The organism is Curtobacterium sp. SL109, from assembly GCF_026672405.1.
Classification (GTDB): Bacteria; Actinomycetota; Actinomycetes; order Actinomycetales; family Microbacteriaceae; genus Curtobacterium.
On record NZ_JAPPRB010000002.1, the window covers coordinates 1,962,438 to 1,986,722 of the forward strand.

Annotated in this window: 25 protein-coding genes; 8 read left to right on the top strand and 17 right to left on the bottom strand. The window is 72.3% G+C overall.

Annotated elements, in window-relative coordinates; all coding sequences use genetic code 11:
* Nucleotides 1-84 precede the first annotated feature (84 nt).
* On the bottom strand, nt 85-894 hold the full coding sequence (locus tag OVA28_RS10775; RefSeq protein WP_268096943.1) for an HNH endonuclease family protein: 810 nt from the start codon (nt 892-894) through the stop codon (nt 85-87).
* An 83-nt stretch (nt 895-977) separates the two neighbouring features.
* Between OVA28_RS10775 and OVA28_RS10780 the strand changes: the two genes are divergently transcribed.
* Together OVA28_RS10780 and OVA28_RS10785 are read left to right on the top strand one after the other, a co-directional pair.
* Nucleotides 978-1,757, top strand: a complete 780-nt coding sequence (locus OVA28_RS10780) for an aldo/keto reductase (protein ID WP_268096944.1) — start codon at nt 978-980, stop codon at nt 1,755-1,757.
* Between the two features lies 1 nt (nt 1,758).
* Entirely contained in the window at nt 1,759-2,310 is a 552-nt protein-coding gene (locus OVA28_RS10785) for a cysteine hydrolase family protein (RefSeq protein ID WP_268096945.1), read from the top strand.
* A gap of 120 nt (nt 2,311-2,430) precedes the next feature.
* Here OVA28_RS10785 and OVA28_RS10790 read toward each other — a convergent pair whose 3' ends face one another.
* Nucleotides 2,431-2,625: a hypothetical protein gene (locus OVA28_RS10790; protein ID WP_268096946.1), complete on the bottom strand. Its 195-nt coding sequence runs from the start codon at nt 2,623-2,625 to the stop codon at nt 2,431-2,433.
* Between the two features lie 65 nt (nt 2,626-2,690).
* A complete protein-coding gene (locus OVA28_RS10795; RefSeq protein ID WP_268096947.1) occupies nt 2,691-6,101 on the bottom strand; it encodes a DEAD/DEAH box helicase in 3,411 nt (1,136 codons plus the stop codon).
* Between the two features lie 90 nt (nt 6,102-6,191).
* Between OVA28_RS10795 and OVA28_RS10800 the strand changes: the two genes are divergently transcribed.
* On the top strand, nt 6,192-6,632 hold the full coding sequence (locus OVA28_RS10800; RefSeq protein ID WP_228505843.1) for a BLUF domain-containing protein: 441 nt from the start codon (nt 6,192-6,194) through the stop codon (nt 6,630-6,632).
* 36 nt (nt 6,633-6,668) lie between these two features.
* Here OVA28_RS10800 and OVA28_RS10805 read toward each other — a convergent pair whose 3' ends face one another.
* Together OVA28_RS10805 and OVA28_RS10810 are read right to left on the bottom strand one after the other, a co-directional pair.
* Nucleotides 6,669-8,078: an amino acid permease gene (locus OVA28_RS10805; protein ID WP_268096948.1), complete on the bottom strand. Its 1,410-nt coding sequence runs from the start codon at nt 8,076-8,078 to the stop codon at nt 6,669-6,671.
* Between the two features lie 86 nt (nt 8,079-8,164).
* Complete coding sequence (locus OVA28_RS10810; protein ID WP_267420468.1) at nt 8,165-8,497, bottom strand: hypothetical protein; 333 nt, start codon at nt 8,495-8,497, stop codon at nt 8,165-8,167.
* Between the two features lie 183 nt (nt 8,498-8,680).
* Here OVA28_RS10810 and OVA28_RS10815 point away from each other — a divergent pair, with 183 nt between their 5' ends.
* Entirely contained in the window at nt 8,681-9,094 is a 414-nt protein-coding gene (locus OVA28_RS10815; RefSeq protein WP_268096949.1) for a hypothetical protein, read from the top strand.
* Nucleotides 9,095-9,208: 114 nt separating this feature from the next.
* On the top strand, nt 9,209-9,646 hold the full coding sequence (locus tag OVA28_RS10820) for a hypothetical protein (protein WP_268096950.1): 438 nt from the start codon (nt 9,209-9,211) through the stop codon (nt 9,644-9,646).
* 21 nt (nt 9,647-9,667) lie between these two features.
* Here the strand turns inward: OVA28_RS10820 and OVA28_RS10825 are convergent, their stop codons facing one another.
* Together OVA28_RS10825 and OVA28_RS10830 are read right to left on the bottom strand one after the other, a co-directional pair.
* Nucleotides 9,668-10,288 carry a hypothetical protein gene (locus OVA28_RS10825; RefSeq protein ID WP_194662664.1) on the bottom strand — a complete coding sequence of 207 codons (621 nt, stop codon included), beginning with the start codon at nt 10,286-10,288 and terminating at the stop codon, nt 9,668-9,670.
* A gap of 110 nt (nt 10,289-10,398) precedes the next feature.
* A complete protein-coding gene (locus OVA28_RS10830; RefSeq protein WP_268096951.1) occupies nt 10,399-11,847 on the bottom strand; it encodes an APC family permease in 1,449 nt (482 codons plus the stop codon).
* A 124-nt stretch (nt 11,848-11,971) separates the two neighbouring features.
* Here OVA28_RS10830 and OVA28_RS10835 point away from each other — a divergent pair, with 124 nt between their 5' ends.
* Complete coding sequence (locus OVA28_RS10835) at nt 11,972-12,400, top strand: DUF6892 domain-containing protein (RefSeq protein ID WP_268096952.1); 429 nt, start codon at nt 11,972-11,974, stop codon at nt 12,398-12,400.
* Nucleotides 12,401-12,462: 62 nt separating this feature from the next.
* Here OVA28_RS10835 and OVA28_RS10840 read toward each other — a convergent pair whose 3' ends face one another.
* Genes OVA28_RS10840 through OVA28_RS10850 form a run of 3 tightly spaced genes read right to left on the bottom strand, consistent with a single transcriptional unit; the run spans nt 12,463 to nt 15,104 of the window.
* Nucleotides 12,463-13,056, bottom strand: a complete 594-nt coding sequence (locus tag OVA28_RS10840; protein ID WP_268096953.1) for a uracil-DNA glycosylase — start codon at nt 13,054-13,056, stop codon at nt 12,463-12,465.
* Nucleotides 13,053-14,258, bottom strand: a complete 1,206-nt coding sequence (locus OVA28_RS10845) for a glycosyltransferase (protein WP_268096954.1) — start codon at nt 14,256-14,258, stop codon at nt 13,053-13,055. The genes OVA28_RS10840 and OVA28_RS10845 overlap by 4 nt, the downstream gene beginning before the upstream one ends.
* 9 nt (nt 14,259-14,267) lie before the next feature.
* Entirely contained in the window at nt 14,268-15,104 is an 837-nt protein-coding gene (locus tag OVA28_RS10850) for a DUF429 domain-containing protein (protein WP_268096955.1), read from the bottom strand.
* A 64-nt stretch (nt 15,105-15,168) separates the two neighbouring features.
* Between OVA28_RS10850 and ligD the strand changes: the two genes are divergently transcribed.
* Nucleotides 15,169-16,188, top strand: a complete 1,020-nt coding sequence (ligD, locus tag OVA28_RS10855; RefSeq protein ID WP_268096956.1) for a non-homologous end-joining DNA ligase — start codon at nt 15,169-15,171, stop codon at nt 16,186-16,188.
* A 58-nt stretch (nt 16,189-16,246) separates the two neighbouring features.
* Here ligD and OVA28_RS10860 read toward each other — a convergent pair whose 3' ends face one another.
* From OVA28_RS10860 to OVA28_RS10870, 3 genes are all read right to left on the bottom strand, one after another.
* The gene (locus tag OVA28_RS10860) at nt 16,247-16,387 is read right to left on the bottom strand and encodes a hypothetical protein (protein WP_194626094.1); all 141 of its coding nucleotides are present in this window, start codon (nt 16,385-16,387) and stop codon (nt 16,247-16,249) included.
* Nucleotides 16,384-16,545 carry a hypothetical protein gene (locus tag OVA28_RS10865; protein ID WP_175481348.1) on the bottom strand — a complete coding sequence of 54 codons (162 nt, stop codon included), beginning with the start codon at nt 16,543-16,545 and terminating at the stop codon, nt 16,384-16,386. The genes OVA28_RS10860 and OVA28_RS10865 overlap by 4 nt, the downstream gene beginning before the upstream one ends.
* 127 nt (nt 16,546-16,672) lie before the next feature.
* Nucleotides 16,673-17,716: an ATP-dependent DNA ligase gene (locus tag OVA28_RS10870; RefSeq protein WP_268096957.1), complete on the bottom strand. Its 1,044-nt coding sequence runs from the start codon at nt 17,714-17,716 to the stop codon at nt 16,673-16,675.
* A 326-nt stretch (nt 17,717-18,042) separates the two neighbouring features.
* On the opposite strand from OVA28_RS10870, the gene OVA28_RS10875 reads away from it, so the two are divergent.
* Nucleotides 18,043-19,092, top strand: coding sequence for an MBL fold metallo-hydrolase (locus OVA28_RS10875; RefSeq protein ID WP_268096958.1), 1,050 nt, complete (start codon nt 18,043-18,045; stop codon nt 19,090-19,092).
* Here OVA28_RS10875 and OVA28_RS10880 read toward each other — a convergent pair whose 3' ends face one another.
* From OVA28_RS10880 to OVA28_RS10895, 4 genes are all read right to left on the bottom strand, one after another.
* A complete protein-coding gene (locus OVA28_RS10880; protein ID WP_268096959.1) occupies nt 19,093-19,737 on the bottom strand; it encodes an FMN-dependent NADH-azoreductase in 645 nt (214 codons plus the stop codon).
* A 141-nt stretch (nt 19,738-19,878) separates the two neighbouring features.
* Nucleotides 19,879-21,510 carry a hypothetical protein gene (locus tag OVA28_RS10885; protein ID WP_268096960.1) on the bottom strand — a complete coding sequence of 544 codons (1,632 nt, stop codon included), beginning with the start codon at nt 21,508-21,510 and terminating at the stop codon, nt 19,879-19,881.
* A gap of 143 nt (nt 21,511-21,653) precedes the next feature.
* Nucleotides 21,654-23,225 carry a hypothetical protein gene (locus tag OVA28_RS10890; RefSeq protein WP_268096961.1) on the bottom strand — a complete coding sequence of 524 codons (1,572 nt, stop codon included), beginning with the start codon at nt 23,223-23,225 and terminating at the stop codon, nt 21,654-21,656.
* A gap of 153 nt (nt 23,226-23,378) precedes the next feature.
* On the bottom strand, nt 23,379-24,281 hold the full coding sequence (locus tag OVA28_RS10895) for a LysR substrate-binding domain-containing protein (protein ID WP_268096962.1): 903 nt from the start codon (nt 24,279-24,281) through the stop codon (nt 23,379-23,381).
* Nucleotides 24,282-24,285 lie beyond the last annotated feature (4 nt).

Consider the following 24,285-nt stretch of genomic DNA (forward strand, 5'->3'; position numbering starts at 1 on the left):
GGTCTTCGACGGTGAAGGTCGATGCGTGCGCATCAGCCTCCCTCCAGGCTACACCTGTCGTTTATCTCGCCCGGTCAGGCCGGTTCAGCATCGAGCGAGGACCCGTTCGATGGCGTCGCGCTCAGCGGGGACGACCCAGAGCCGGTACGTCGTCTTGATCGCGACCTGGTGCTCGACGTACGTGCAGCGGAACGCCGTGTCCGCGGGCAGCCAGGTCGCCGCGTCCCCGGACCGTTTCTGCGCGTTCGAGTGCTGGTCGACCGCGAAGAGGTTCGCCGGGTCGTTCGCCAGCGCCTGGCGCTCGTCCTGGGTGAGCTGCTGCCCGCCGGTGCGCCAGACGTTCTCGAGCGCGACGACGTGGTCGATCTGGACCGCGGTGGATGTCGTGTTCCCGCGCACGAAGTCGATCGTGGCGCCGGTGTACGGCGACACGAGCTCGCCGGAGAGCACGCGGCAGGGACCGCTGCGGACGACGTCGGTGAGGTCGCGGGCGAGGACGTCGTTGCGGGTGTCGCAGCCGTTGCGGTCGACGTCGAGCCAGGGGGAGCCGAAGTCGCCGGTGCGGTCGTAGCCGGTGGCCGGCGCGGGGCCCTTCACCGGGAGCGCGGCGAGCAGGTCGCGAGCACGGGCCGCGGCAGCAGCCGGTGGCGTCGTGCCTGCCGTCATCGTGGGAGCAGGGGCCGTGGGCGCAGTCGCAGTCGCAGTCGCCGCGGTCGGGTCGGCGCTCGCGGTGATCGCGGGGCTGGCGACCGTCGGACTGGAGGCTCGGCTCCCCCCCGGCGCAGGGGGCTCGGCCGTCAGGGTGGCGTAGCCCGCGACGACGATCGCGAGCAGGACGAGCACGGCGGTGACGCCCGTGCGGAGGCGGACGGGACGGCGTCGGCGAGAGGGCATTGCTGGCGGGACTCCTGGTGGTGCTCGGCGGTTCCTGACGATCCTGGCGGACGCCCCCGACATCGCCGCGTAGACACGGTGACATGACCGACTACGCAGAACCGTCCGTGCCCGTGACCGGTGGAGCGATGCCGCTCCTCGGCTTCGGCACCTGGCAGATCGACGACTCCGACGCGCCCGCCGCCGTGAGCTCCGCCCTCGAGGCCGGGTACCGCCACATCGACACCGCCACCGGCTACAGCAACCAGCGCGGCGTGGGGAAGGCCATCGCCGACTCCGGGCTCGCGCGCGAGGACGTCTTCGTCACGACGAAGCTCCCGCCGGACAACGCCGAGAAGGTCCGCGCAACCATCGAGGAGAGCCTCGACCAGCTCGGGCTCGACCACCTCGATCTGTGGCTGGTGCACTGGCCGCCGAACGGCGAGGCCCGTCCCGATGTCTGGCAGCAGCTCGTGCAGGCGCAGCAGGACGGCCTGACGAAGGCCATCGGCGTCAGCAACTACTCGCTCGCCCAGATCGACGAGCTCATCGAGGCCACCGGGGTCACGCCGGCCGTGAACCAGATCAAGTGGAGCCCCGTCGAGTTCGACGCTGCCGTTGCGGACGGGCTGCGCGAGCGCGGCGTCGTGCTCGAGGGGTACAGCCCCTTCAAGGCGAGCAACCTCGAGGACCCGACGCTGGTCTCCATCGCCGAGGCGCACGACGCCGACGCCGCCCAGGTCATCGTCGCGTGGCACGTCGCCCACGAGTTCGTCGTGATCCCGAAGTCGTCGAACCCGGAGCGCATCCGCTCGAACGCCGCCGGTGCCACGATCAGCCTGTCCGACGACGAGGTCCGCCAGATCGACGCGCTCGGGCACTGACATGGCTGGCACTGCCCTGCTGGTGATGGACTACCAGAACAGCATCGTCGACCGTCTCGGCAGCGAGGAGTCCCTCGCTGCCGCGACGGCGGCGGTGTCGGCCGCGCGCGAGCGACGGATCCCGGTGCTGTTCGTGCGGGTCGGGTTCCGCCCCGGCGCTCCCGAGGTCGCGTCGTCCAACCGGATGTTCTCCGGCATGCGGGACCGCATGGGCGCGCAGGCACCCGGCGCCGCGGACGTCCACGCTGCGTTCGGTGTGGGTGACGACGACATCGTCGTGACGAAGCTCCGCGTGAGTGCCTTCGCCGGGTCCGACCTCGAGGTGCTGCTCCGTGGGCTCGAAGTCCGCGACCTGGTGCTCGCCGGCATCGCCACGAGTGGTGTCGTCCTGTCGACGCTGCGGCAGGCGGCGGACCTGGACTTCGGGTTGACGGTGCTCTCCGATGCCTGCGCGGACGGTGATCCCGAGGTGCACCGGGTGCTGCTGGAGAAGGTGTTCCCGCGGCAGGCCGACGTCGTCACGACCGCGGAGTGGACTGTCTCACTCGGCTGAGCACCACGGCGTTCGTGGCGAACTCGTCCCACTCGTGCGCTTCGATCAGGTCGGAGGCGCGCTGATGGCTCGCGTCTCCAGCGTCCGACCAGGCGATCAGGACGTTCGCGTCGAGGGTAATCACAGCCTGCCCGCGCGGAGGTCCTCGAGGTAGTTCGGCGGGTAGTACATGCCGGCGGTGATCCCGGACAGTGGGACCTCGGCGCCGTTCGTCAGACGGAGGACGGAGGACATGCCCCTCTCTGAGCGCACGACACGGGCGCGGTCGGGGGCATCGGGAGGAGCAGCGGTCGGCGGTGCATCGAGAAGGAGCATGCGCCGACGCTAGGCCGACCCAGCCCGCCGCCGCCAGCTCTCCGGATGTTGCATCTCGCCAATGGTCAGTCGAACAGGGAACGCACGTCCTCGGCGGTCAGGTCGTCCGCGAACAGGGCGTCGTCGTCGATCATCGTCGCGAACAGCTTCGCCTTGCGGGCCGCCAGCGCCAGGACCTTCTCCTCGATGGTGTCCTCCGCGATGAGGCGGTTGACGTTGACGGACCGGGTCTGTCCGATGCGGTGGGTCCGGTCGACGGCCTGCGACTCGGCCGCGGGGTTCCACCACGGGTCGAGCACGAACACGGTGTCGGCCTCGGTCAGGGTGAGCCCGAAGCCGCCGGCCTTGAGCGAGATGAGGAACGCCGGCGCGGTGCCGGTGCGGAAGCGGTCGATGACCTTCGTGCGCTGCCTGGTCGACCCGTCGAGGTAGTCGTACCCGATGCCGCGCGCGTCGAGGGCCGTCGCGACGAGGCGCAGGAACGACGTGAACTGGCTGAAGACGAGCGCTCGCCGCCCCTCGGCCGCGAGCTGTTCGAGCTCGTCGAGCAGCAGGTCGAGCTTGGCCGAGGGGATCGAGGTGTCGCCGTCCGCGACGAGCGCGGGGGAGAGCGCGAGCATCCGCAGCAGCGTCAGCGAGCGGAACACGATCATCCGGTTGCGGTCGAGGTCGTCGATGAGGTCGAGCACCTTGAGGCGCTCCCGGTTGAGCGTGCGCTCGTACACCTCGCGGTGCGCGGGGTCGAGCGTCACCCGCACGACCTGCTCCTGCTTCGGCGGCAGGTCCGACGCGACGCTCTCCTTCGTCCGCCGCAGCATGAGCGGCCGGATGCGGCGACGGAGCCGGGCGGTGAGCTCCGACCGGGCGTCGCCGCGCAGGTCCGGCGACGCGAGGGGCTTCACGTAGTCGTCGCCGAACCGCGTCCACGACGACAGCAACCCGGGCGCGACGATGGAGAACAGTGCCCACAGGTCGGTCAGACCGTTCTCGAGGGGGGTCCCGGTGATCGCGATCTTCACGGGCGCCTGCAGCTCCGCGGCCACCCGGTGCGTCTGCGACTGCGGGTTCTTCACGAACTGGGCCTCGTCGAGGAGCAGTGCCGACCAGCGCTGCTCCGTGTAGGCCGCAGCGTCGAGCCGGAGCAGCGCGTACGAGGTCACGACGACGTCGGCGTCCGCGGCGGCCCGGGCGACGAGCGACGGGTGCTTCAGCGAGGTGGTCTCGATCGTGGTGACTTGGAGCGACGGGACGAACCGGGCGGCCTCGAGCGCCCAGTTGCCCACGACCGAGGTCGGTGCGACGACGAGGAAGGGCGGGTCGTCGGGGTGTGAGGCGCGTCGGTCGGCGATCATCGCGAGCGCCTGCAGGGTCTTGCCGAGCCCCATGTCGTCGGCGAGCACCCCACCGACCCCGTGCGCCACCAGGAACGACAGCCACGCGTACCCGGACCGCTGGTACGGCCGCAGGTCCGCGTGCACGGTCGACGGCACCGCGAGGTCGGTCTCGGGAGCGGCGTCGAGCAACCGCGAGGCGATGTCCTGCCAGCGGGCGTCGTGGTCGGTCTCGTCGGCGAGCTGGTCGAACTCGGACCACAGCCCGGCCTGCAGCGGCGTGACCGTCATCGTCTGCGACGGCTCCCACTCGTCCTGCTCGCGGGCTTCCTCGATGAGCTCCTTGAGCCGGTCGAAGGCGGGGTCGGCGAGCGACAGGTACGAGTTGTCGATGAGCTTCATCCGCCGGTCCCGCTTGGCGAGCGCCCGGAGTAGCGGCGTGAACGGGATCTGCTTGCCGTTGACGCTGACGAAGATCCCGAGGTCGAACCAGTCGTGCTTGTCGGACGGCATCGTCGTGACGCGGATGTGCGGCCGCCCGGTCAGGCGCTCGTAGTCGAGCCGTTCGCCCTGCACCACGACGCGGACGCCGTGGTCGGCCAGGGCCGGCAGCAGCTCGGTCGCGAGGACCGCGACGTCGGCGCCCTCCACGGTGCCGTCCTGGAACCAGTCGAGCCCGCCGCCGGGTCCGGTTGCGCCGTGGTCGGCTCCCGCACCGACGGGAGGCTCGGCCGGCGTCGCGTCGTCGGCCGCCAGTGCCGCCCTGGCCGGCTCGGCGACGTCGGCACCCGGAGCGTCGGCGTCGGGGTCATCAGCAGACGCGACGTCGTCCGCCGCGGTCACCGTGCGCAGGTCCGGCAGCGGGCCGTGCATCGACACCGGGTCCTTGCGTCCGTCGACGTGCCAGCGCCACTGCAGGTGCGCGACGTCGTCGGTCCGCGGCGCCCGGGCCGGCTCGAACGTCACCGTGAGGACGAGCTCGGGCGGCGTCCGCTCGGGCAGCTCGATCGAGCCGTCGGAGCTCACGAGCCCGAGCGCACCGCGGAGTCGGGGGGACCAGTCGGCCAGGAACTCGTCGACCTCGTCCGTGGGGACGGTGATGCGGGAGCCCTCGACGAGCATGCGGCGCTGGTCGTCGGGCACGGGTTCGGGCGTCGGCGCGAGGTCGACGTGGAACTCGGGCGACTCGCGGAACACGTACACGCCGTGGTCCCCGATCAGCCGCGCGGCGCCGTCGGCTGCGGGGCGGCCGTCGAGCACGGCGCTCGTGCCGATGACGAGCCCGGCGTCCGACCGTGCGACGTCGAGGAGCACCCGGGCGTCGGCGCCGAGGGCCACGCCGCCCTCGCGCTTCCCGGTGATGAACGCGACCCCGAGTCCGGGTGCCTGGCGCAGCAGCGGCCAGAGCAGCGGGCTCTGGAAGTCGTCCAGGTGGATCCAGTCGCTCTCCCCGGGCAGTCCCGCGAGCTGGCCGGCACGGTGGAGCGCGGCGAACTGCTGGAACCAGCCGTGCTGCTCGGGGGAGAGCCCGAGCCGGTTCATCGAGTAGGGGAGCGTGCCCCACGTGAGCTGCCCGCGCACCCAGTTGCCCGCGCCGCTCCGGGTGACGGGCCGGACGCCGAGCCGGACGGAGCGCGAGGGCGCCGCGAGCGCCCGGCCGGTGGCGCGCGCCCGCGCGGCCATGCGTGCCGGGACGGCGTCGCGGAGTTCGAACTGCAGGCCGAGCGGGGTCGTGGTGCCGGTGGTGACCGGTTCGTCGGCGTCACCGGCGAGGCGGGCGACCTCGTGCCTCCAGTCCGTGGTGGACGCGACCGGTGCTGCGGACCGGGGGCCGGCGTGGGCGGCGACCGCTCGTGCGTTGATGGTGAGGAGCGCGGCGGCGACGTGCTTGCACTCGCCGCCGATCGGGCACGTGCAGCGGGACCGGACGGGGCGGACGAACTCGCCGCGCGCGACCGTGGTGTCGACGTGGACGTCGTAGGGGTCGTCAGCGGAGCCGGCGACCGTGGCGGTGATGGAGCCGTCGTCGTGGGAGGTGGCGTCCTCGACGAGCCCGCGGCGGACGATGTCCCGCGCGCGGCCGAAGGTCTGGGGCCCGACGAAGCGGATGACGTCGACGGCGTCGATCATCGGGGCAGCTGGCACCCGCCCATCGTGCCACGCACCCCGGACAGGGGCTGTCGTGGCCGAGACGGACGAGGCAGGCTCAGAGGAGGTCCGTCAGGGAGGAGCACCATGCTGCAGTCACTGGTCTACATGAGCTCGGCCGTCGAGCAGTTCGACGACGACGAGCTCGAGGAGGTGCTCGCGTACTCACGCGAGCGGAACACCGCCGACGGGCTGTCCGGCATGCTCGTGCACCGCGCCGGCCGCTTCATGCAGCTGCTCGAGGGGCCGTACGACGCCGTGATGGCGACGTACTCCCGGATCCTCGCGGACGAGCGCCACGGCGACGTCTCGCTGCTCGTCGAGGAGTCGATCCACACCCGGCGCTTCCCCGAGTGGTCGATGGCCTTCGACCGCTCCGAGGAGAACGGCACCCCCGACGGCTTCAGCGGCTTCCTGGCGCAGGGCGACCAGAGCGCGGACCACAGCCGTCCCCGCGAGCTGCTGCGCTGGTTCCGCAACCACCCGCTCGCCGACCCGACGGCCGCCGAGGGCAAGCACCGCCGCTGACCTGTGTCGGGCCTGCGTGCTGTGCACGCGGGGCCGTCAGGCCTTCTCGGCCAGCTTGCTGTGCTTCCGTGAGTACCCGAAGTACACGCCGAGCCCGATCGCGAACCACACCGCGAAGCGCACCCACGTCTCCCACTGCAGGAACGTGACGAGCCACAGCGACGCGATCACGCCGATGACCGGCACGATCGGCATCAACGGGAGCTTGAACTGCCGGGGCAGGTCCGGCTGGGTGTAGCGGAGCACGACGACGGCCGTGCAGACGACGACGAAGGCCAGCAGGATGCCGATGTTCGTCAGCTCCGCGACCACCCCGATCGGCAGGACGCCGGCCAGGACCGCTGCCGCGATCCCGAGGATCCACGTGACCCGCGTGGGGACGTGTCGCTTCGGGTCGGTCTTGGCGAACCACGCGGGCATCAGGCCGTCGCGGCTCATCGAGAACCACACCCGCGAGGCGCCGAGCATGAACGTCACGAGCACGGTGACGATGCCGACGATGGCGCCGATCGCGATGACGTTCGCCACGCCGCCGAGCCCGACCGACGCGAACGCGGAGGAGAACCCGGACGCCGGGTCGATGTCCGTGTACTTCTGCATGCCGGTCAGCACGATCGTGGCGAGGACGTAGAGCACCATCGAGATGCCGAGGGACAGCAGGATCGCCTTCGGCATGTGCTTCCGGGCGTCGACGGACTCCTCGGCGGCGGTGGACATGGCGTCGTAGCCGAACACGGCGAAGAACACCGTCGCGGCACCGGTCATCACGCCGCCGAAGCCGAACGGGAAGTACGGGTCGTAGTTGGCGCTGTCGATGTGGAACACGCCGAGCACGACGATGAGGACGACGAGCGCGACCTTGACGCCGACGGCGACGAACTCGAACCGCGCGGCACTGCGGATGCCGCGCGTGAGCACGAACGCGGTGAGCAGGCAGAGCAGGATCGCGAAGACGTCGACCACGTGGCCGTCGCCGGTGCCGGGCGCGCCGAGCATCCACGCGGGCAGGTCGATGCCGAACTGGCCGACCAGGAACCCGACGTAGCCGGAGATGCCGATCGCCACCACGGCCACGATCGCCGTGTACTCGAGCAGCAGGTCCCACCCGATGAACCAGCCGACGATCTCGCCGAGCACCGCGTACCCGTACGTGTAGGCGCTGCCGGCCTTCGGGATCATCCCGGCGAACTCCGCGTACGACAGCGCGGCGGCGGCACTGGCCACCCCGGCGACGAGGAACGAGATGAGGACGGCCGGGCCCGCGACGCCGTGCGCGACCGTGCCGGCGAGGGTGAAGATCCCGGCGCCGATGATCCCGCCGATGCCGATCGCGGTGAGCTGCCACAGCCCCAGGTGCCGCTGCAGGCCGCCCTCGCCCCCGGTGTCGTCGTCGATCTCCTCGATCGGCTTGCGACGGAACAGGGTGGGGCGCGGCGTCGTTGTCACCCGGCCAGGATGCACCTTCGACGGGGTCCGTGCCCGGTCGTGCTCGTCTTCGGTGTGTCCGCGCTCCTGCGCGCCGTCCTGCTGCCTCAGTGCGTCGCGTACGGGGACCAGAACGGCCGCGGCAGCGCACCGCCGGAGACCATCTCGAGCACCTGGTAGAGCAGCATCGCGAGCCCCACGCCGGCGACGACGACGGCGACCCACGACCAGGCCCGCGGCGCTCGCCGACGCCCGGAGATGCTGATCGCCCGCCACGCGCTGGCCAGGGCGGTGAGGCCGAACACGGCACCGAGGACGCAGTGCCGGACGATCGACTCGGCGGGCACCAGACACCCGAGCACGAGCGCGATCACCGCGAGGACGACGGCGGCGAACGCCGGGGCTGCGGGGGGTTCGTGGTCTCGGGTCCGAGCGGCCATGCCCTGACCATACCGATGCGGCCAGCTGTCCGGGAGACGCCGGTCCAGGGGGCACTCGCTGACCGGCGGCGCCCCCGGCGGGCATGCTGGGGCCATGCGTTCGTCCGTCCGTGCCCTGCCGCTCCGCGAGGTGCGGCACCAGCGCCGTTCCGGCCTGCAGCGGCCGTCTGGCGGGGTCCGCTGATGCCGACGCGGCTGTCCGCTCCGGACGCGGCTGCGTCGACCACCGGACGGGAGGCCCGCCAGCCCCTGGTCGGCGGGCGTCGCGTCGCCGACATGGTCGCCACGATCGCCGTGCTCACGATCGCGACGGCGGCTGGGTTGGGGGTCGCGTGGGGGATCGTGTTCCTCTCGCTCGGCTTCCACTCGTGCTCGGCGCCGGGGAACCGGTGTGACGAGACCCTCGGCGGGGTCGTCGTGTACGCCGGTCCGGTGGTCGTCGCGCTCGTCGTGGCGCTGTCCGTCGTGGTGAGCGTCATGCGGCTCGTCCGGCACCGTGTGGCGTGGCCGGTCGCGGTGACCGGGCTCGTGGCCGTCGTGGCGGTGTTCTTCGCGGCGCTGCTGCTCGTCGACAGTGCGGTGACGCTCGGGATCTAGGGCGCGGCAGCTGGCGGTTCGGCGATTCCTCCACAGGCGCGGTCGTGCGGTCGGTCGTCCACAGATCTCGTGGTGGGCGTGCTCGCCGGTGCTGCTGTCCGCGAGCGTGGAGGCATGCCAGACACCGACGTGCTCGACCGACTCGAGCGAACCGCAGTCCGTACCGACGACGACGTGGTGGACCTCGTCGTCGCACTCCTCGAACGCCCCGTCCGCCGACAGTGCTGGGTGCTGTTCCTCGGCGCCGACGCCGTGCCGATCCGCCTCGTGATCCCGATCGCCGACCTGCCCTGGCAACCCGACGAGCACGTCGAGGACTTCGGCGCCCTGGTGGCCGACCTCGTCGAACAGGTCGATGCGAAGGAAGTGGTGCTCGCGTGGGAGCGCCCGACCACGACGGCGCTCTCCCCGGTCGACTGGGAGTGGGTCGACGCCATGGTGTGCGTCTTCGCCGAGCACCGCGTGCCGCTGCGCGGGCAGGTCGTGGTGCACGACGGGGGTGCGTCGATGGTCGAGCTCGACGACGACGAGGTGAGCGAGGCCGCGGCGTGAGGCCGACCCGGTCCGCCCGTGTCAGCCCAGCGGGGCGGTGTCCGGCACGGTCTCGCCGGTCAGGCCCTCGACGATCGCCTTCGCCGCCGGCCACGACTTCGCGTAGTGGTCGGGGTCGGCGTTCACCTGCACGGCGTGCGCCATCTGGGTCGGCGTCATCGTCTTCCACCCGGGGACCTTGACGAGCTTCGCGTAGAACATCGACGCGGCCGTGTACGGGTCCATCCGGTCCGCGTACGTGCCCCAGGCGCCGTTGTCCCGCTGCTGGAACAGGCCGCGGCTGTCCGGCCCGACGGTGTCCCCGTGGTCGAGGTTCCGCAGCCCGGACTCACCGAGCGCCGTCATCACCCCGACGGCCTGGGTGTGCGGTCCGATGCCGAGCGCCCGTGCCGCCTGGATCACCGACGCGGCGTTGACCAGACGGTCCTGGCAGTACCCGGCCACCGGGCCTGCGGGGACGACGATCCCGCCGACGGTCTTCGACGCGACCGCGGGACACGTCACGGCCCGTGGTGTGGACGCCGAACTGCCGATGCCGGAGAGCGAGTTGACTGCGATCACGACGAGCACGACGACACCGATGCCGACGGCGACGATCCCCGCGCCGAACACCGATGCCAGGGTGATGCCGACACGGCGCATGCTCGGGTCCTTCCGTCCGGGTGCCAGGACGAGGGTACGAGGGCGGCCTGGGAACGGCCGCCCTCGACATGCCCCGGTCCGGGGGTCACCCGTTCGCTCGGGCGTCGACCTCAGTCGCGGTGCCCGTCCCGGTGGACCACCTTCGTCGGCTCCGTGACCACGCCCGTCGGCGGCTTGCCGGCCTGCTTGCGGCCGTGGGTGAACCACGTCACGACCCACAGCAGGATGCCGAGCCCGAGCAGCCCGCCGGCGATCTGGTACTGCTCGATGTCACGGCCGGAGGAGAACGGCAGCACGAGCCACAGGCAGGTGACGATGCCGATCACGGGGATGACGACGCCGGCCTTGAAGTGCCGGTGGTCGACCTTGTCCCGGCGCAGCACCAGGACCGACAGGTTGACGACGGCGAACACCGACAGCAGCAACAGCGACGTGGTGCCGCCGAGCACGACGACGATGGGGGAGTCCGGGCTGAGGGACACCCACCCGATCAGTGCGAGGGAGATCAGCGTGGTGAAGACGATCGCGGTGGACGGCGTGCGGCGGGTCGGGGACACCTTCGCGAGGAACCCGGGCAGGACGCCCTGCTTGCTCATCCCGTACAGCAGTCGTGACGCCATCATCATGTTGATCAGAGCGGTGTTGGCGACGGCGAACATCGAGATGAACGGCAGCAGGTTGCCGATCGGGAAGTCCGGCGCGGCGGTCTGTACGACCGTGACCAGCGGCGTCTCGTTGCCGGCGAGCTCACCGATCGGCACGACGGCGACGGCGCAGATGGACACGAGCACGTAGATCACGGCGGTGATGCCGAGGCCGGTCAGCATCACCTTCGGGAAGATGCGCGAGGGGTCCTTGGTCTCCTCGGCCATGTTCACCGAGTCCTCGAAGCCGACCATCGCGAAGAACGCCAGCGAGGTCGCGGTGGAGATCGACAGCAGCAGGCTCTTGTCCTCGGGCGTCTCGAACATCACCACGCGGGAGAAGTCCGCGTTGCCGCCCGCGATCGCCCAGAACCCGATGAGGATGACCATCACGAGCCCGCTCAGCTCGACGAGGGTCAGCACCACGTTCGTCTTGACGCTCTCGCTCACCCCGCGGAAGTTCACGAGCATCACCGCGAGCATGAAGCCCATCGCGATGAGCATCACGACCGTGTTCGGCAGCTCGAGGCCGAAGCCCACGCCGAGGTTCGCGGCGAACGCGCGGGACGCCGTCGACGCCGAGGTGATCCCGGAGCACATCACGATGAAGGTGACGATGAACGTGACGAAGTGCACGCCGAACGCCTTGTGCACGTAGAGCGCGGCACCGGCGGTCTGCGGGTACTTCGTCACGAGCTCCAGGTAGGAGAACGCCGTGAGCAGGGCGACGGAGAACGCGATGAGGAAGGGGAGCCACGCTGCTCCGCCCACCTCCGCGGCGACCTGACCGGTGAGGGCGTAGACGCCCGTGCCGAGGATGTCCCCGATGATGAACAGCAGCAGGAGCTTGGGGCCGATGACCCGTCGGAGCGCTGGCTGCTCCGTGGACGGGCGTTCGGTGTTCGTGGTGGCCATGCACACACTGTTCCCGACGATCGCTTCCCTGTCGAGTCTCACAGAGTTCTGGCCCTCGATCGCAACGTGGCCGTGTCCTGCCTGAAACCGGACGACGTGCCGACAGCCCGCTACGATCCGCTGCATGGACGACGAGTCGAACACCACCGAGGAACCCGTCGAGTTCGCGGACTTCAACGCCAAGCTGCTCGTGCTCGACGTGCTCTGCTACGACCTCGGCGTGCTGGAGCCCTACGACGCCGACAGCGCCGACGAGACCGACGAGGACGTCGACGTCGAGGGCCAGGACGACCGCGCCCGCGAGTACTACGACGACCTCGACCTGCTGCCGTCGCACCTGTCCCTGGTGACGGAGCTGACCGTCGACTCCGCGCTCGAGGTCCTGCAGGACGTGCACCCCGGTTGGGAGGGCACCGACGACCGCTTCGACCCGCAGAACTGGGACGACCTGATCGACCTCCCCGCGCTCCGCACCGTGTACGCCGCCACCCGGCTGCCGGCGCACGTGGCGGACGCCCTCGCCGCGAAGGACATCGAGGTCCGTTCCGCCTGACGCGGCGCCCGCCCCGTCAGCCCGCGACACGACCGCGGCCGCGCCGACACCCGCGACAGCGCCTACGTCCGCGACAGCGCGAGGACCTGCTCGGTGAACTGCCGTGCCCCGCCCTGCGCGGGATGCCGGACGGCCACGGCGTCGATGCCCGCGGAGGCGAGCGCCCCCTGCGCCTTCCGCCCCACGGCCACCACGTGCCGGACACCGAGCGCAGCGATGAGCGCGAGCGCGACGGGTGCTCCGGCGCGGACCTCGGCGGGGCGCGGCGTGCGGTTCGTCAGCCGGTCCCCGGGGACGAACGGGTGGTGCGGGAAGATGGCCCACGCCACGGGGAGCGGCCCCTGCCACTCGGCGAGTGCTGCGTGGACCACCCGGGACGACGCCTCCCACGGGGCGGTCGGCGTCGGTGGGACGCGGTACTGCGGCTCGAGCTCCCGCATGCTCGTGAACGGCACGCCGGTGTTCGTCATGCCACGCCACCCGGGCGCCTCTGCGACGAGCAGCGTGTCCGCACCGGGCCCGACGGTGTCCAGGTAGCGCGACAGGTTCTCCCGACGGAGTCGCCCGTCCGCGGTGCCGACGTCGTACAGGGCCTCTGCGTCGGACTCGACCGGTACCGCGTCGAGCGCGTCCCAGAACCCGCCGAGCCCGTTCACTCCGGACGCCCGAGCACCCGCCGGTACACCTGCTCGAGCCCGGCGGCGGACCGCTCCCAGCTGAGTCGTTCGGCGTGCTCGCGCCCCGCTGCCGACAGCCCCCGGGCGTACTCCGGCTCGGTCAGGATGCGTTCGATCTCGGCGGCCCAGACACTCGGGTCACGGGACTCCAGCACGACCCCGGTCTCCCCATCGAGGACGGCCTCGCGGAGCCCACCGGCAGCGGCCGCGACGACGGGCACCCCGGACGCGGAGCCCTCGAGCGCGACGAGCCCGTACGTCTCCGAGTGCGACGGCACCAGCACGGCCGATGCCCCGCGGAACACCAGGGCGAGGTCGGCCCGCGACTGCGGCCCGATGAACGTGACCCGGTCGGCGATGCCGTGCGCGGCGGCGAGCTCCTGCAGCTCGGCCATGTGGTCGCCGGCCTCGCTCGAGGAGTCACCGGCGATGACCAGGGTGGGCCGGGCCTGCTCGGAGATGCCCGCGATCGCCTCGATCGCCAGGTCGAGCCCCTTGAGTGGCTGGACGCGGGCAGCGGCGACGACGTAGGGGGCCGCGGGGCGGCGCGCACCGACGGCGGCGGGGCGGAAGACGCTCCCGTCGACCCCCGGCGGCACGATCCACACGCGGGAGGCTTCGCCGCCGAGCCGGGAGCGGACGGTGTGCGCCTCGGCCTCGCTGACCACGACGACGGCGTCGGAGTCCCGCGCGAGCATCGCCTCACCGGTCATCCGACCGGCGGACTCGGCGCGTTCGCCCTCGGACAGCGGGGTGGTGGAGTCGGCGGCGATGGAGTGGAACGACTGCACGTGCGGGATGTGCCGCTCGCGTGCGACGGGCAGGGCGGCGACGCCGGAGAACCAGTGGTGCGAGTGCAGCACGTCGAACGGCCCGAGCGCGGCGAGCTCATGGCGGAACGGCTCGATGAAGGCGTCGTGTTCGCCCTTCGGCACGGGCGCCGCCGGCCCGGCGGACAGGAAGCGCAGGCACACGCCCGGCACGAGCGACACGGAGTCCGGCTGCGTCGGGGACGAGCGTCGCGTGATGATCTCGACGTGGTGTCCGCGGTCCGCGAGGGCCTCGGCCTGGTGGCGGACCACGACGTTCATCCCGCCGACCTCGCCGGAGCCCGGCTCGTCGCCGGGGGAGGTGTGCAGCGAGACCAGCCCGATGCGCAGGGGTTCGGTGGTGGCGCTCACCGGTCAAGACTAGCCGCGGGGCCGCCGCTGCGACGCGCGCGCGGGCGTCACGATCGTCGGCATCCGGCCCGCCTGGTCAACCGGGTCGGACGGGAGGCTCGGGTCACCTCCCAGCACCTGCACCCGTTCGTCGCCGTGCCGCTCCCAGAACGCGGCGGTCCAGGCACACAGGACGCCGTCGAGCAGGTCCTCCCGGTGCTTGTGCGTCGGACCGTGGATCCCGGAGGCCTCGGCGAGCCCGGCGGTCAGGGGGTGCGTGTCGAGGTGCAGGGGCGGTTCGAGCGGTGTCTCGCGGAGACGTCGAACGAGCTCGTCGAACGCGACGGCGCGGCGAGCCCTGGCGGTGGGTGCCGGCAGGGCGGTGTCGAGGCGCTTGTAGCGCGGGCGTTCGTCGTCGTACCCGAGCTCCTCGACCCCGACCAGGGTGGTGTACGGGTAGCACTCGAACATCCCCGGCTCCGTGCGCTCCCGCATGTCGGTCGTGTCCGAGACGTAGCGCACCCCGAGCGCGGTCAGCCGGTCGAGCAGCTGCGCACCGGCACTCGCGGCGGAAGCGGTGTTCGTCGGGTTCGCCGCGACCTTCCACCGGCCGTAGCGCTGCCCGACCTGCCGTTCGGCCTCGCGGATCCCCGTGGGGTTGGTCACGACGAGCGACGCGTCGACGGCGATCAGCGTGCGGGGACCGAGGTGCGACGCGACCCAGGCGGTCACGTCGTCCACGCCGCGGGCCCACCCGGCGTCGAGGACCCGGCCGGCGTCGTCGAGCGCGGCCAGTCCGGTCTCGTTCGGGCGACGCGTCGCCGTCCCGAGTCCCCAGGCCAGGTCGACCCCGATGTACGCGCTCACCAGTCCATCCTGCCGTGCGCTCCCGGACGCGAACGCACACGGAGCCGCGAGTAGGTTCCCCAGCATGGCGAGCGAAGCGACGACGCTGACCGTACCCGGCCCCGACGGCGACCGGGAGGTCCGGATCAGCAGTCCCTCCCGCGTGCTCTGGCCGGACGCGGGCATCACCAAGCTCGACCTGGCGCAGTACCTCGTGACGGTCGGCGACGCCTTCGTCCGGGCGAACGGCGACCGGCCGCTGTCGCTGCAGCGGTTCCCGGGCGGTGTCGACGGCGAGCAGTTCTTCTCGAAGAACCCGCCGAAGGGCGCGCCCGACTACGTCCGCTCCGTGACGGTCACGTACCCGAGCGCCCGGAAGCACCCTCAGCTGGTGCTCGACGAGCCCGCGGTCGCGGTGTGGGCAGCGCAGATGAACACCGTCGTGTTCCACCCGTGGGCCTCGAAGGCGTCGGACAGCGACCACCCGGACCAGCTCCGCATCGACCTCGACCCACAGCCGGGCACCGACTTCCACGACGCGGTACCGGCAGCCGAGGAGCTCCGCAAGGTCCTGGCCGAGGTCGGCCTGACCGCGTGGATCAAGACGAGCGGCAACCGCGGGCTGCACGTGTTCGCCCCGATCGAGCCCGAGCACGAGTTCCTCGACGTCCGGCACGCGGTGATCGCCGCGGCGCGGGAGCTCGAGCGCCGCATGCCCGACCAGGTGACGACCGCGTGGTGGAAGGAGGAGCGCGGGGAGCGCGTCTTCGTCGACTTCAACCAGGCGAACCGCGACCGGACGATGGCCGGTGCCTACAGCCCGCGTGCCCTCCCGCACGCCTCGGTGTCCGCGCCGCTGCGCTGGGAGGAACTGCGGGACGCCGACCCGACGACGTTCACGATCCTGACGATGCCGGAGCGCCTGGCGACCGTGGGGGACCCGTGGGAGGCGATGGGCGAGGAGTCCGCGTCGATCGCGCCGCTCCTGGCCCGGTGGGAGCGTGACGTGGAGAACGGCCTCGGCGAGCTGCCGTTCCCGCCGGACTTCCCGAAGATGCCGGGGGAGCCGCCGCGCGTGCAGCCGTCCCGCGCCAAGAAGGCCTGACCCCGGGAGGCCTGACCCGAAGGTGCCTGGGCTGAGGAGGCCCGGGCGGGACGAGCGGTCAGACCCCGGGGACCTCGGGCCGCGCGTCGGCGGAGTCGATCAGCGTGGTGTGCATCGGCAGCACGACGGTGGCGGTGTGCAGGCGGGTGAGCTTGGACCAGGTGCCGCGGTGGGCGTCGGTGATGCCGTCGACGATCATGCGCCGAGGCCGATCGTGACGAGGGCGAGCGCGGTGGCGGTGACCCCGGCGATGCCGCTGATCACGGCACTGATCTGCAGGGCACGCTGGTGGCGAGCCTCACGCAGCTCGCTGAACGGGTGGCGCTGCGAGTGACGGACGAGTGTTGCACTGCTCATGTCGATCCGCTCCGATCTGCTGGCACTCCCTGCGAGTGCCGCTGCGACGATCATTCCACGCAGTCACTAGTTCGCCTAACTACTTTCGACTATCGGACACGGCCGCCCGCAGAACGGACAACCGCGTTCACGACAGGACATCACGCAGGTCGTACGCCGCCGGCACCTCGAGCTGGTCGAACCCGCACGAGGAGGCCTCGCGGTCCGGCCGCCACCGCTCGAACTGCACCGTGTGACGGAACCGGTCGCCCTCCATCTGGTCGTACCGGACCTCCAGCACCAGCTCCGGCGCCAGCCGGACGAAGGACGTGTCGCGACCCGACGAGAACCGCGACGTCTCCCCGGCACCGGTGACGGGCCTCCCGTCGGCGTCCTTGACGACCACCGGGTCGAGCTCGTCGACCAGTGCGAGTCGGCGCTTGTCGGAGAAGGCGGAGACACCGCCGACCTGCCGGACCTCGCCGTCGTCGCCGTACAGCCCGACGAGCAGCGAACCGACCCCGCTGCCGCTCTTGTGGACGCGGTACCCGATCGCCACGACGTCGGCCGTGCGGTGGTGCTTCACCTTGAGCATCGAGCGCTTGCCCGGCTCGTAGGCCCGGGTGCGCGGCTTCGCGACGACGCCGTCGAGCCCCGCCCCCTCGAACGTCGTCAGCCATCCACGGGCGACGTCCACGTCGAGCGTGGTCCGCGTCACGAACAGGGGGTCGGTGACGCCGTCGGACAGGGCTTCGAGCCGCGCGCGTCGGTCGTCGAACGGCAGGTCGACGAGCTCCTCGCCGTCGGCCGCGAGCAGGTCGAACGCGACGAACTGCGCCGGCGTCTCCGCGCTGAGCTTCGCGATCCGCGAGGCTGCCGGGTGGATGCGCTGCGACAGCGCCTCCCAGTCGAGCTTCTCGTGCCCCGGCGCCCCGGCGCGCAGGATCACCTCGCCGTCCAGCACGACCGGGTGGCCGTGTCCGCCGAACTGCGCGCGGAAGGCCTCGACGAGCTCGGGGAAGTACCGGGTGAGCGGCTTCGCGCCACGGCTGCCGATCTCCACGTCGTCGCCGTCGATGGTCACGATCCCGCGGAAGCCGTCCCACTTCGGCTCGTACCGCAGGCCGCCCTTGACGCTGTCGGGGTCCGGGACGTCGGGCACGGCCTTGGCGAGCATCGGTGCGATCTCCATGCGTCCTGTCTACCCGCAGGTGCCGTCCGGGAGGTCCGGGTCGGCTCGACCGTCCCCATCCCGCAGGGACTGACAGGACCGGCTGCGTCCCGGCTCCCGGCTGGAGATCGGATTCCGCCATGACGGATCCGGCTCGCGATCCCCGAGGCTCGCCGACCAGATCCGTCACGACCGCAGGGCGAAACGGTCGGGGAGCGGGTACCGCCGGGAAGGACACGGCGGGCGAGGAGGGCAGCGGTCCACGTCCATCCGGCTCGGCTCGGGACCGCTGGCCGGGAGGCCCGGGTCGGCTCGTTGCGCGTCCGTCCGGTCGTTATGGTGGCCGGGTGTCGACCCGTCCGTCCCCGCCGCCGGCTGCCCCGGCCCCCGTCCCGATCAGCGCCGTGCAGGCCACGGCGCTCGCCGCGGGGGAGCTGCCGCCCGTCGAGGAGGTCCGGCCGGGCATCTGGACGCTCGCCGTCCCGTTCCGCGGGGGCGTCCCCGACGCGACGCTGGTGTACGTCGTCGAGGGGTCGGACGGCTCGCTCGCGGTCATCGACCCGGGGTGGAGCGAGGACGGTGCGCTCGACGTCCTGACCGCGGGACTGGGCAGCATCGGCCGTGCGCTCGCCGACGTGGGGCTCGTGGTCGTCACGCACCTGCACGCGGACCACCTCGGCGCGGCCGCTGCCCTCCGCCGGGCCTCGGGTGCCCGCGTGGCGATGCACGCGCTCGAGGTGCACGCGCTGGAGCACGAACGCGAGGACGCCGCACGGCACGAGGCCGACATCGCCACCTGGGGCGTGCCGCCGGAGTTCCGCGCTGGCCTGAGCGCCGCGTGGGGGACCGGTCGGCGCATCGGGCTCGGCGCCGCCGAACCCCCGTGGGCCGACCTGCTGCTCGAGGACGGCGACGTGCTGCCGGTCCCGGGCAGGACGATCCGGGCGCTGTGGACGCCCGGGCACACCAGCGGGCACCTGTGCTTCGTCGACGAGGCCGACGGGCTGCTGTTCACCGGCGACCACGTGCTGCCGCGGATCAACTCCGGGCTCGGGCTCGGCGGCCGGACGGCGACGAACCCGCTGGGCGACTACCTGGCGTCCCTGGGGCGGCTCGACGGGTACGCGGACCTCGAGGTCTGCCCGGGGCACGAGTACCGGTTCCGCGACGTGGTGTCCCGGGCCCGGACGCTCGCACGCCATCGGGAGGAGCGGAGCGCCCACGTCGCCGCCGCCCTGGACACGCTGGACGCACCGACGCTGTTCGAGGTCGCGTCCCGCGTGCCGTTCAGCGGCGGCATCGCGTCGATGCGGGGCTTCCTGCTGGCGAGCGCGCTGACGCAGACGGCCTTCCACGCGGACCTGCTCGGCCGCCGCGGCGAGGTCCGTCCCGCCTGATCAGCCGAGCGTCGTCGCCAGGCGCTCGAGCGTCGTCCGCGCGTCGTGGAACTCGGCCGCGGCGTGGTCGGCCACCGGCGCCAGCGCGGGCAGCCGGTCGGAGAGCGTGGCGCTGACGGTGATCGGGTACTGCCGCATGCCGAGCGCGCTCCCGAGGACGATCTCGAGCACGGGCGAGCCGTGGTCCCAGTGCTCGGTCGGGGTGCCGGCGTCGTAGGTGCCGCCACGGCTGACGACGGTCACGACGGGCCGGCCGGCGAGGGGCTGGGCGTCACCCTCGGCCGCGGGGGCGAGGACGCCCGGGATGTGCACGCGGTCGATCCAGGCCTTGAGGGTCGACGGCACCGTGTAGTTGTACAGCGGCGCACCGATCACGACGACGTCCGCACCGAGGAGCTCGTCGATCACCGCCTGGCGCAGTGCCTCGGCCTGGGGGTCGACGGACTCCTCGTCGGTGCGGTCCGCTGCGGCCCAGTGCAGCGCCGAGGTCTCCAGGTGCGGGAGCGGGTCCGTGTGCAGGTCGCGGCGGACCACCGTGTACTCCGGACCCCGTGCACGCCAGGCGTCGGCGAACGCGGCGGTCAGGGCGCGCGAGCGGGAGTGGGCGAGGTCGGCCGAGGAGTCGATGTGCAGCAGTGTGGGCATGGGCCAACGGTACCGACCGGGCGCCGCGACGGCCGGGGACGCGCAGGACGGCCCCGTCGGACCGGTGACCGGTCGGACGGGGCCGCGGGAGGAGCCTCCCGGTCGTGTCCGGCGGGAACCGGACGCGACCAGGAGGGGTCGTCAGCGCTGGGCGCGGCGGCGGAGGGTGCGGACGCCCACCAGGCCGGCACCGGCGAGGAGCATCGCGAGTGCCCACGGGAGGGCGCTCGTGGCGTCCGTGCCGGTGGAGGCCAGCTGGCGGCCGGCTGTCCGCGCAGGGGTGACCGGGGCGGCTGCCGGCGCGGCAGGCTGGACGAACGCGACCGGGGGCACCGGGGCGACTGCTGCGGTCGGCGTGACCTCGACGTCGAACGCCGTGGCGAAGCCGGCAGCGGTGTCGGCGACGGTCAGGTGGTGCGTCGAGGCCTCGTGCACGGTGACGTCGACCATGCCGAAGTCGCCGTTCTCCGGGTCGGTCCGGACGACGTCGCTCGCCACGTCCGAGGTGACGGTCGGCGTCGGGTAGGACGTGTCGCCCGCGGTGCTGTCGGTGGGGTTTCCGTACGCGTCGACCGTGCTGCCGGTGATGAAGAGCGTGCCGCCCTGCTCGATGGTCGGTCGGCCGCCCGGTTCGGAGAACCCGATGCTCCACCCGGTGCCGTCCTCGTCGACGTGCTGCGACAGGTGCAGGGTCGACACCGAGCCGTCCGGCGCGATGATCCACTGCTCGACGTCGCCGTTCGTGGTGAGCTCGGCGCGGTCGCCTGTGGACACCTCGAAGCCGGCGGAGGCCGCGGGCAGGACGTCGAGCTCGACGTACTGCTTCGCGGTGCCGCCGGCGTTCGTGGCGTCGACGCTGAACGTGTACGACGACGCGGCCGTGGGGGTGCCGGTCAGGACGCCGTCCTCGAACGTGGTCGCGTCGGGGAGCTGGAGGTCCGGCGTGTAGCCCTCGTCGACGTCGCTCACGTCGGACGGGTCGGACCAGTCGAGCGTGTACGTCGGCGTCGGGTCGCCCGTCGCGGTGACGGTGTACGAGAACGGTTCGCCCGCGACGGTCGTGAGGACGAGCGGGTCCTCCCGGACCGTCCCGGTGCCGAAGGCCGGCTGCTGCGCAACGGTCGTGGCGGTGTCGGCCTCCGCGGTCTCGGTGCCGCTCGTGACGGTGACGTGGACGACCTTGCCGATGTCGGCGGTCTGCACGGTGTAGCTCGCGCCGGTCTCGGCAGCGACGACGTCACCGACGGTCCAGACGTAGGAGTACGACGCGGGGGCGGTGAAGCCTGACGTCTTCGCGACCAGGTCCTCGCCCGGACGTGGCGTCCCGGTGATCGTCACGGTCGGCGTCGTCGCTGCGGGGGACGGGGGCACGTCGCGCGGTGCGGTGAGCGACGGCGGCAGGGTGCTCGGCTCGGCACCCGTGGTCGGGGCCGCGGTCGGCGTGCCGTGGCCGACTCCGGTGGGCGCTGCGGCTGTCGGTGTGTCGGTCGGGAGGCCCTGGTCGGGTCCCGGGGTCGGCGCACCGGACGGGTCGGTCGCCGGTGCCGTCGGGCTGGCCGGGTCGGTCGGGGTCGCGCCGGGCGTCGGGTCGGCCGCGGGCGCGGGCGCTGGCGCTGGCGCTGTCAACGTGCTCTGGCCGCTGGTCGGGTCCGCGAGTTCATCGGCGGAGGCTGCGGTGGCGGTGACGAGGCCGAGGCCGGTGGTCAGGCCGATGATCGCGATGGTGGTGCCGACGGCACAGGCGCGTCGGGCTCCGGAGGTGCTGCGGTGCACGGGTTCCCCCAGGGGATGAGGTCCGGTCGGGTGCCGGATCGTGAGCGTCCGCTGTCCAGGTGGGCAGGAACGAGAGAGGACGAGGGCGCCCCCGGTGGAGACGCCCTCGTGGTGTGTGGGTGGTGCTGCGGTCGTGCGGGTCGTCAGCGCTGGCTGCGGCGGCGCAGCGTGCGGAAGCCGACCAGGCCGGCACCGGCGAGGAGCATCGCGAGCGCCCAGGGCAGGGCGTCGGTGGTGTCCGTGCCGGTGTAGGCCAGACGGCGGTCGACCGCGTGCGCCGCCGTGACCGGAGCGAGCGGTGCGGCTGCGGGGACGACCGGGACCGCCGCCGTGGGGACCGCGAGCGTCGGGACCACCGTGACGGGGAACGACACCGAGACGTCGTCCTGCGCGACCGTGAGACGGTGCACGGACGCGTGCGGGAAGGTCACCTTCGTCGAGAAGGTGTCCTCGTCGAGGGCGATGACGTCCGTGGCGTGGTCGCTCGTGATGGTCGGGGACGGGAAGGCCTCGCCGTCCTCCCACTCCTCGGTCAGGTTGCCGAACCGGTCGATCGCGCTGCCCGAGATCCAGAGCGACTGGCCCTGGGGCACCGTCGGCTGGCCGCCGTCCTCGAAGGTGGGCTCGACGGCGTCGTCCCCGGGGAAGTGGACCGTGCTGATGGACCCGTCCGGCAGGATGATCCAGGCGGTGGCGGGCCTGCCGTCCTGGAAGAGGTCCTGCGGTGACGTGTCGAGGGCCGACGCGAGCACGCCGATCGCGGCGTCGGGGCTGACGACGACCTCGACGTACTGCGTCGCGGTCGAGGTGCCGTTGCTCGCGACGACCGTGAAGTCGAAGGCGCTCGCGACGGTCGGCGTGCCGCTGAGCAGACCGGTCTGCGGGTCGAGCTCGACGCCGTCCGGCAGGTAGCTCTCCGGCTGGTCGTCGGGGTCGGTCGGGTCGGACCACTCCGGGTCGGAGTAGCCGACCGAGTAGGTCACGTCGCCGCTGCCCGCGGTGACGGCGAACGACTGCGCGAACGTCGTGCCGGCCGTCGTGTCGATGACCAGGGGCTCGTCGGAGGAGGTGGTGTCCCCGCCGAAGGTGACGTCCTCGGTGACCGCGGCGGTCGTGGCCTCGGCGGTGACGTCATCGGCGCCCGTCACGACCACGGTGATGGTCGAACCGATCTCGGCGTTCGTGACCGGGAAGGACGGCGTGGTCGAGACGGTCGGACCGTCCCCGACGGACCAGGCGTACGCGTACGGACCGGTGATGTCGGCGGTGTCGACGCGCAGGACCGAGCCGACCTTCGCGTCGCCGACGATCTCGGCGGCGATGCGTGCGGCAGCGGGTGCGGAGGCGTCAGCGGTCGGTGCGGAGCTCGACGGGGCGGTGGGCTTCGTGGGCCGAGGTGTCGCCGGGGCCGCGGGCTCGGTCGATGCGGGCGCTGCCGGCTCGGTCGATTCGGGCGCTGCCGGCTCCGTGGACGCGGGGGTGGTCGGCTGGGCGTCGTCCGGTGCGGGCGTGCCGTCGGCCGGGGCCGTCGGGGCCGTCGGGTCCGTCGGGGCCGTCGGGTCCGCGGGCGCGGAGACGCTGGTGGTCGGGTCGCTGATCTCGTCTGCGGAGGCCGCGGTCGCGGTCACGAGGCCGAGGCCGGTCGTCAGACCGATGAGTGCGATGGTGGTGCCGACAGCGCAGGCGCGTCGAGCTCCGGAGGTGCTTCGGTGCACGGGTTCCCCCAGGGATGCAGTCCGGTCGGGTGCCGGAACATAAGAATCCGCCGAGAATCCCCGACGTGCTCGGAGCGTATTGGTATCCGCGCGCGGGCTGGTAGCCGGAAACGCGCAATGTCACTCGCGTTGGGGGTGCTGCTGTGTGGCCGGTCAGGAACGGGACGTCGCCGCAGCCCGTTCGAGGGCGTCCCGGAGCGCTGCCACCGCGGGGGAGAGCGACGACGCCGTCCGCTGCGCCGTGAAGATCGTCCGCTCGGCGTCCCCGGGCAGGTCCAGCAGGCGGCAGGTGGTCGAACGACCGGCCCAGACCAGGTCGGGCGTCAGCGCCACGGCGTTGCCCGACTCGATCAACCGGATCTGCGCCTGCAGGTCCGCCGTCTCGTAGCGCACGTCGGGTTCGAACCCCGAGCGTCGGCAGAGCTGCTCCGCGAAGTGCCGCGACGCCGTCCCGCGTGGCTCCATCACCCACGGGAGGTCGGCCGCGCCGGTCAGGGAGTCGACGGGCCACAGGGACGTGTCCACGGGCGGCAGCGCCAGCCGGACGGCGTCGGTCGTCAGGTCGCGACGGTCGAGGCCCGGGAACCGCGGTGCCGCGTGTGCCGGGTACTGCTCGGCGATCACCAAGTCGAAGTCCCGCGCCCAGGTCTCGTTGAGCGCGGTCTCCGGTTCGCGCTGCACCATCTCGACGCGGACGTCCGGGTGCTCGGTCACCATGATGCGCAGGGCGTTCGGCATCAGGGCGAGCGCCGCCGACTGGAACACCGCCACCCGCACGCGCCCCTGCACGCTCGTCATCGTGGCCTCGACCGTCGACTGCGCCCGCTCCAGTGTGTCGAGGACGTCGCCCGCCGCAGCAACGAGCACCTCGGCCTGCGGGGTGAGCTGCAGCCGCCGTCCGGCCTTGCGGAGGAGCTGCACGCCGGCCTCGCGCTCGAGCACCGCGAGCTGCTGTGAGACCGCCGACGGGGTGAAGTTCATCGCATCGGCGACAGCGGCGACCGTTCCGCGGATTGACAACTCGCGGAGCAGCACCAGGCGACGGACGTCGAGCATGACG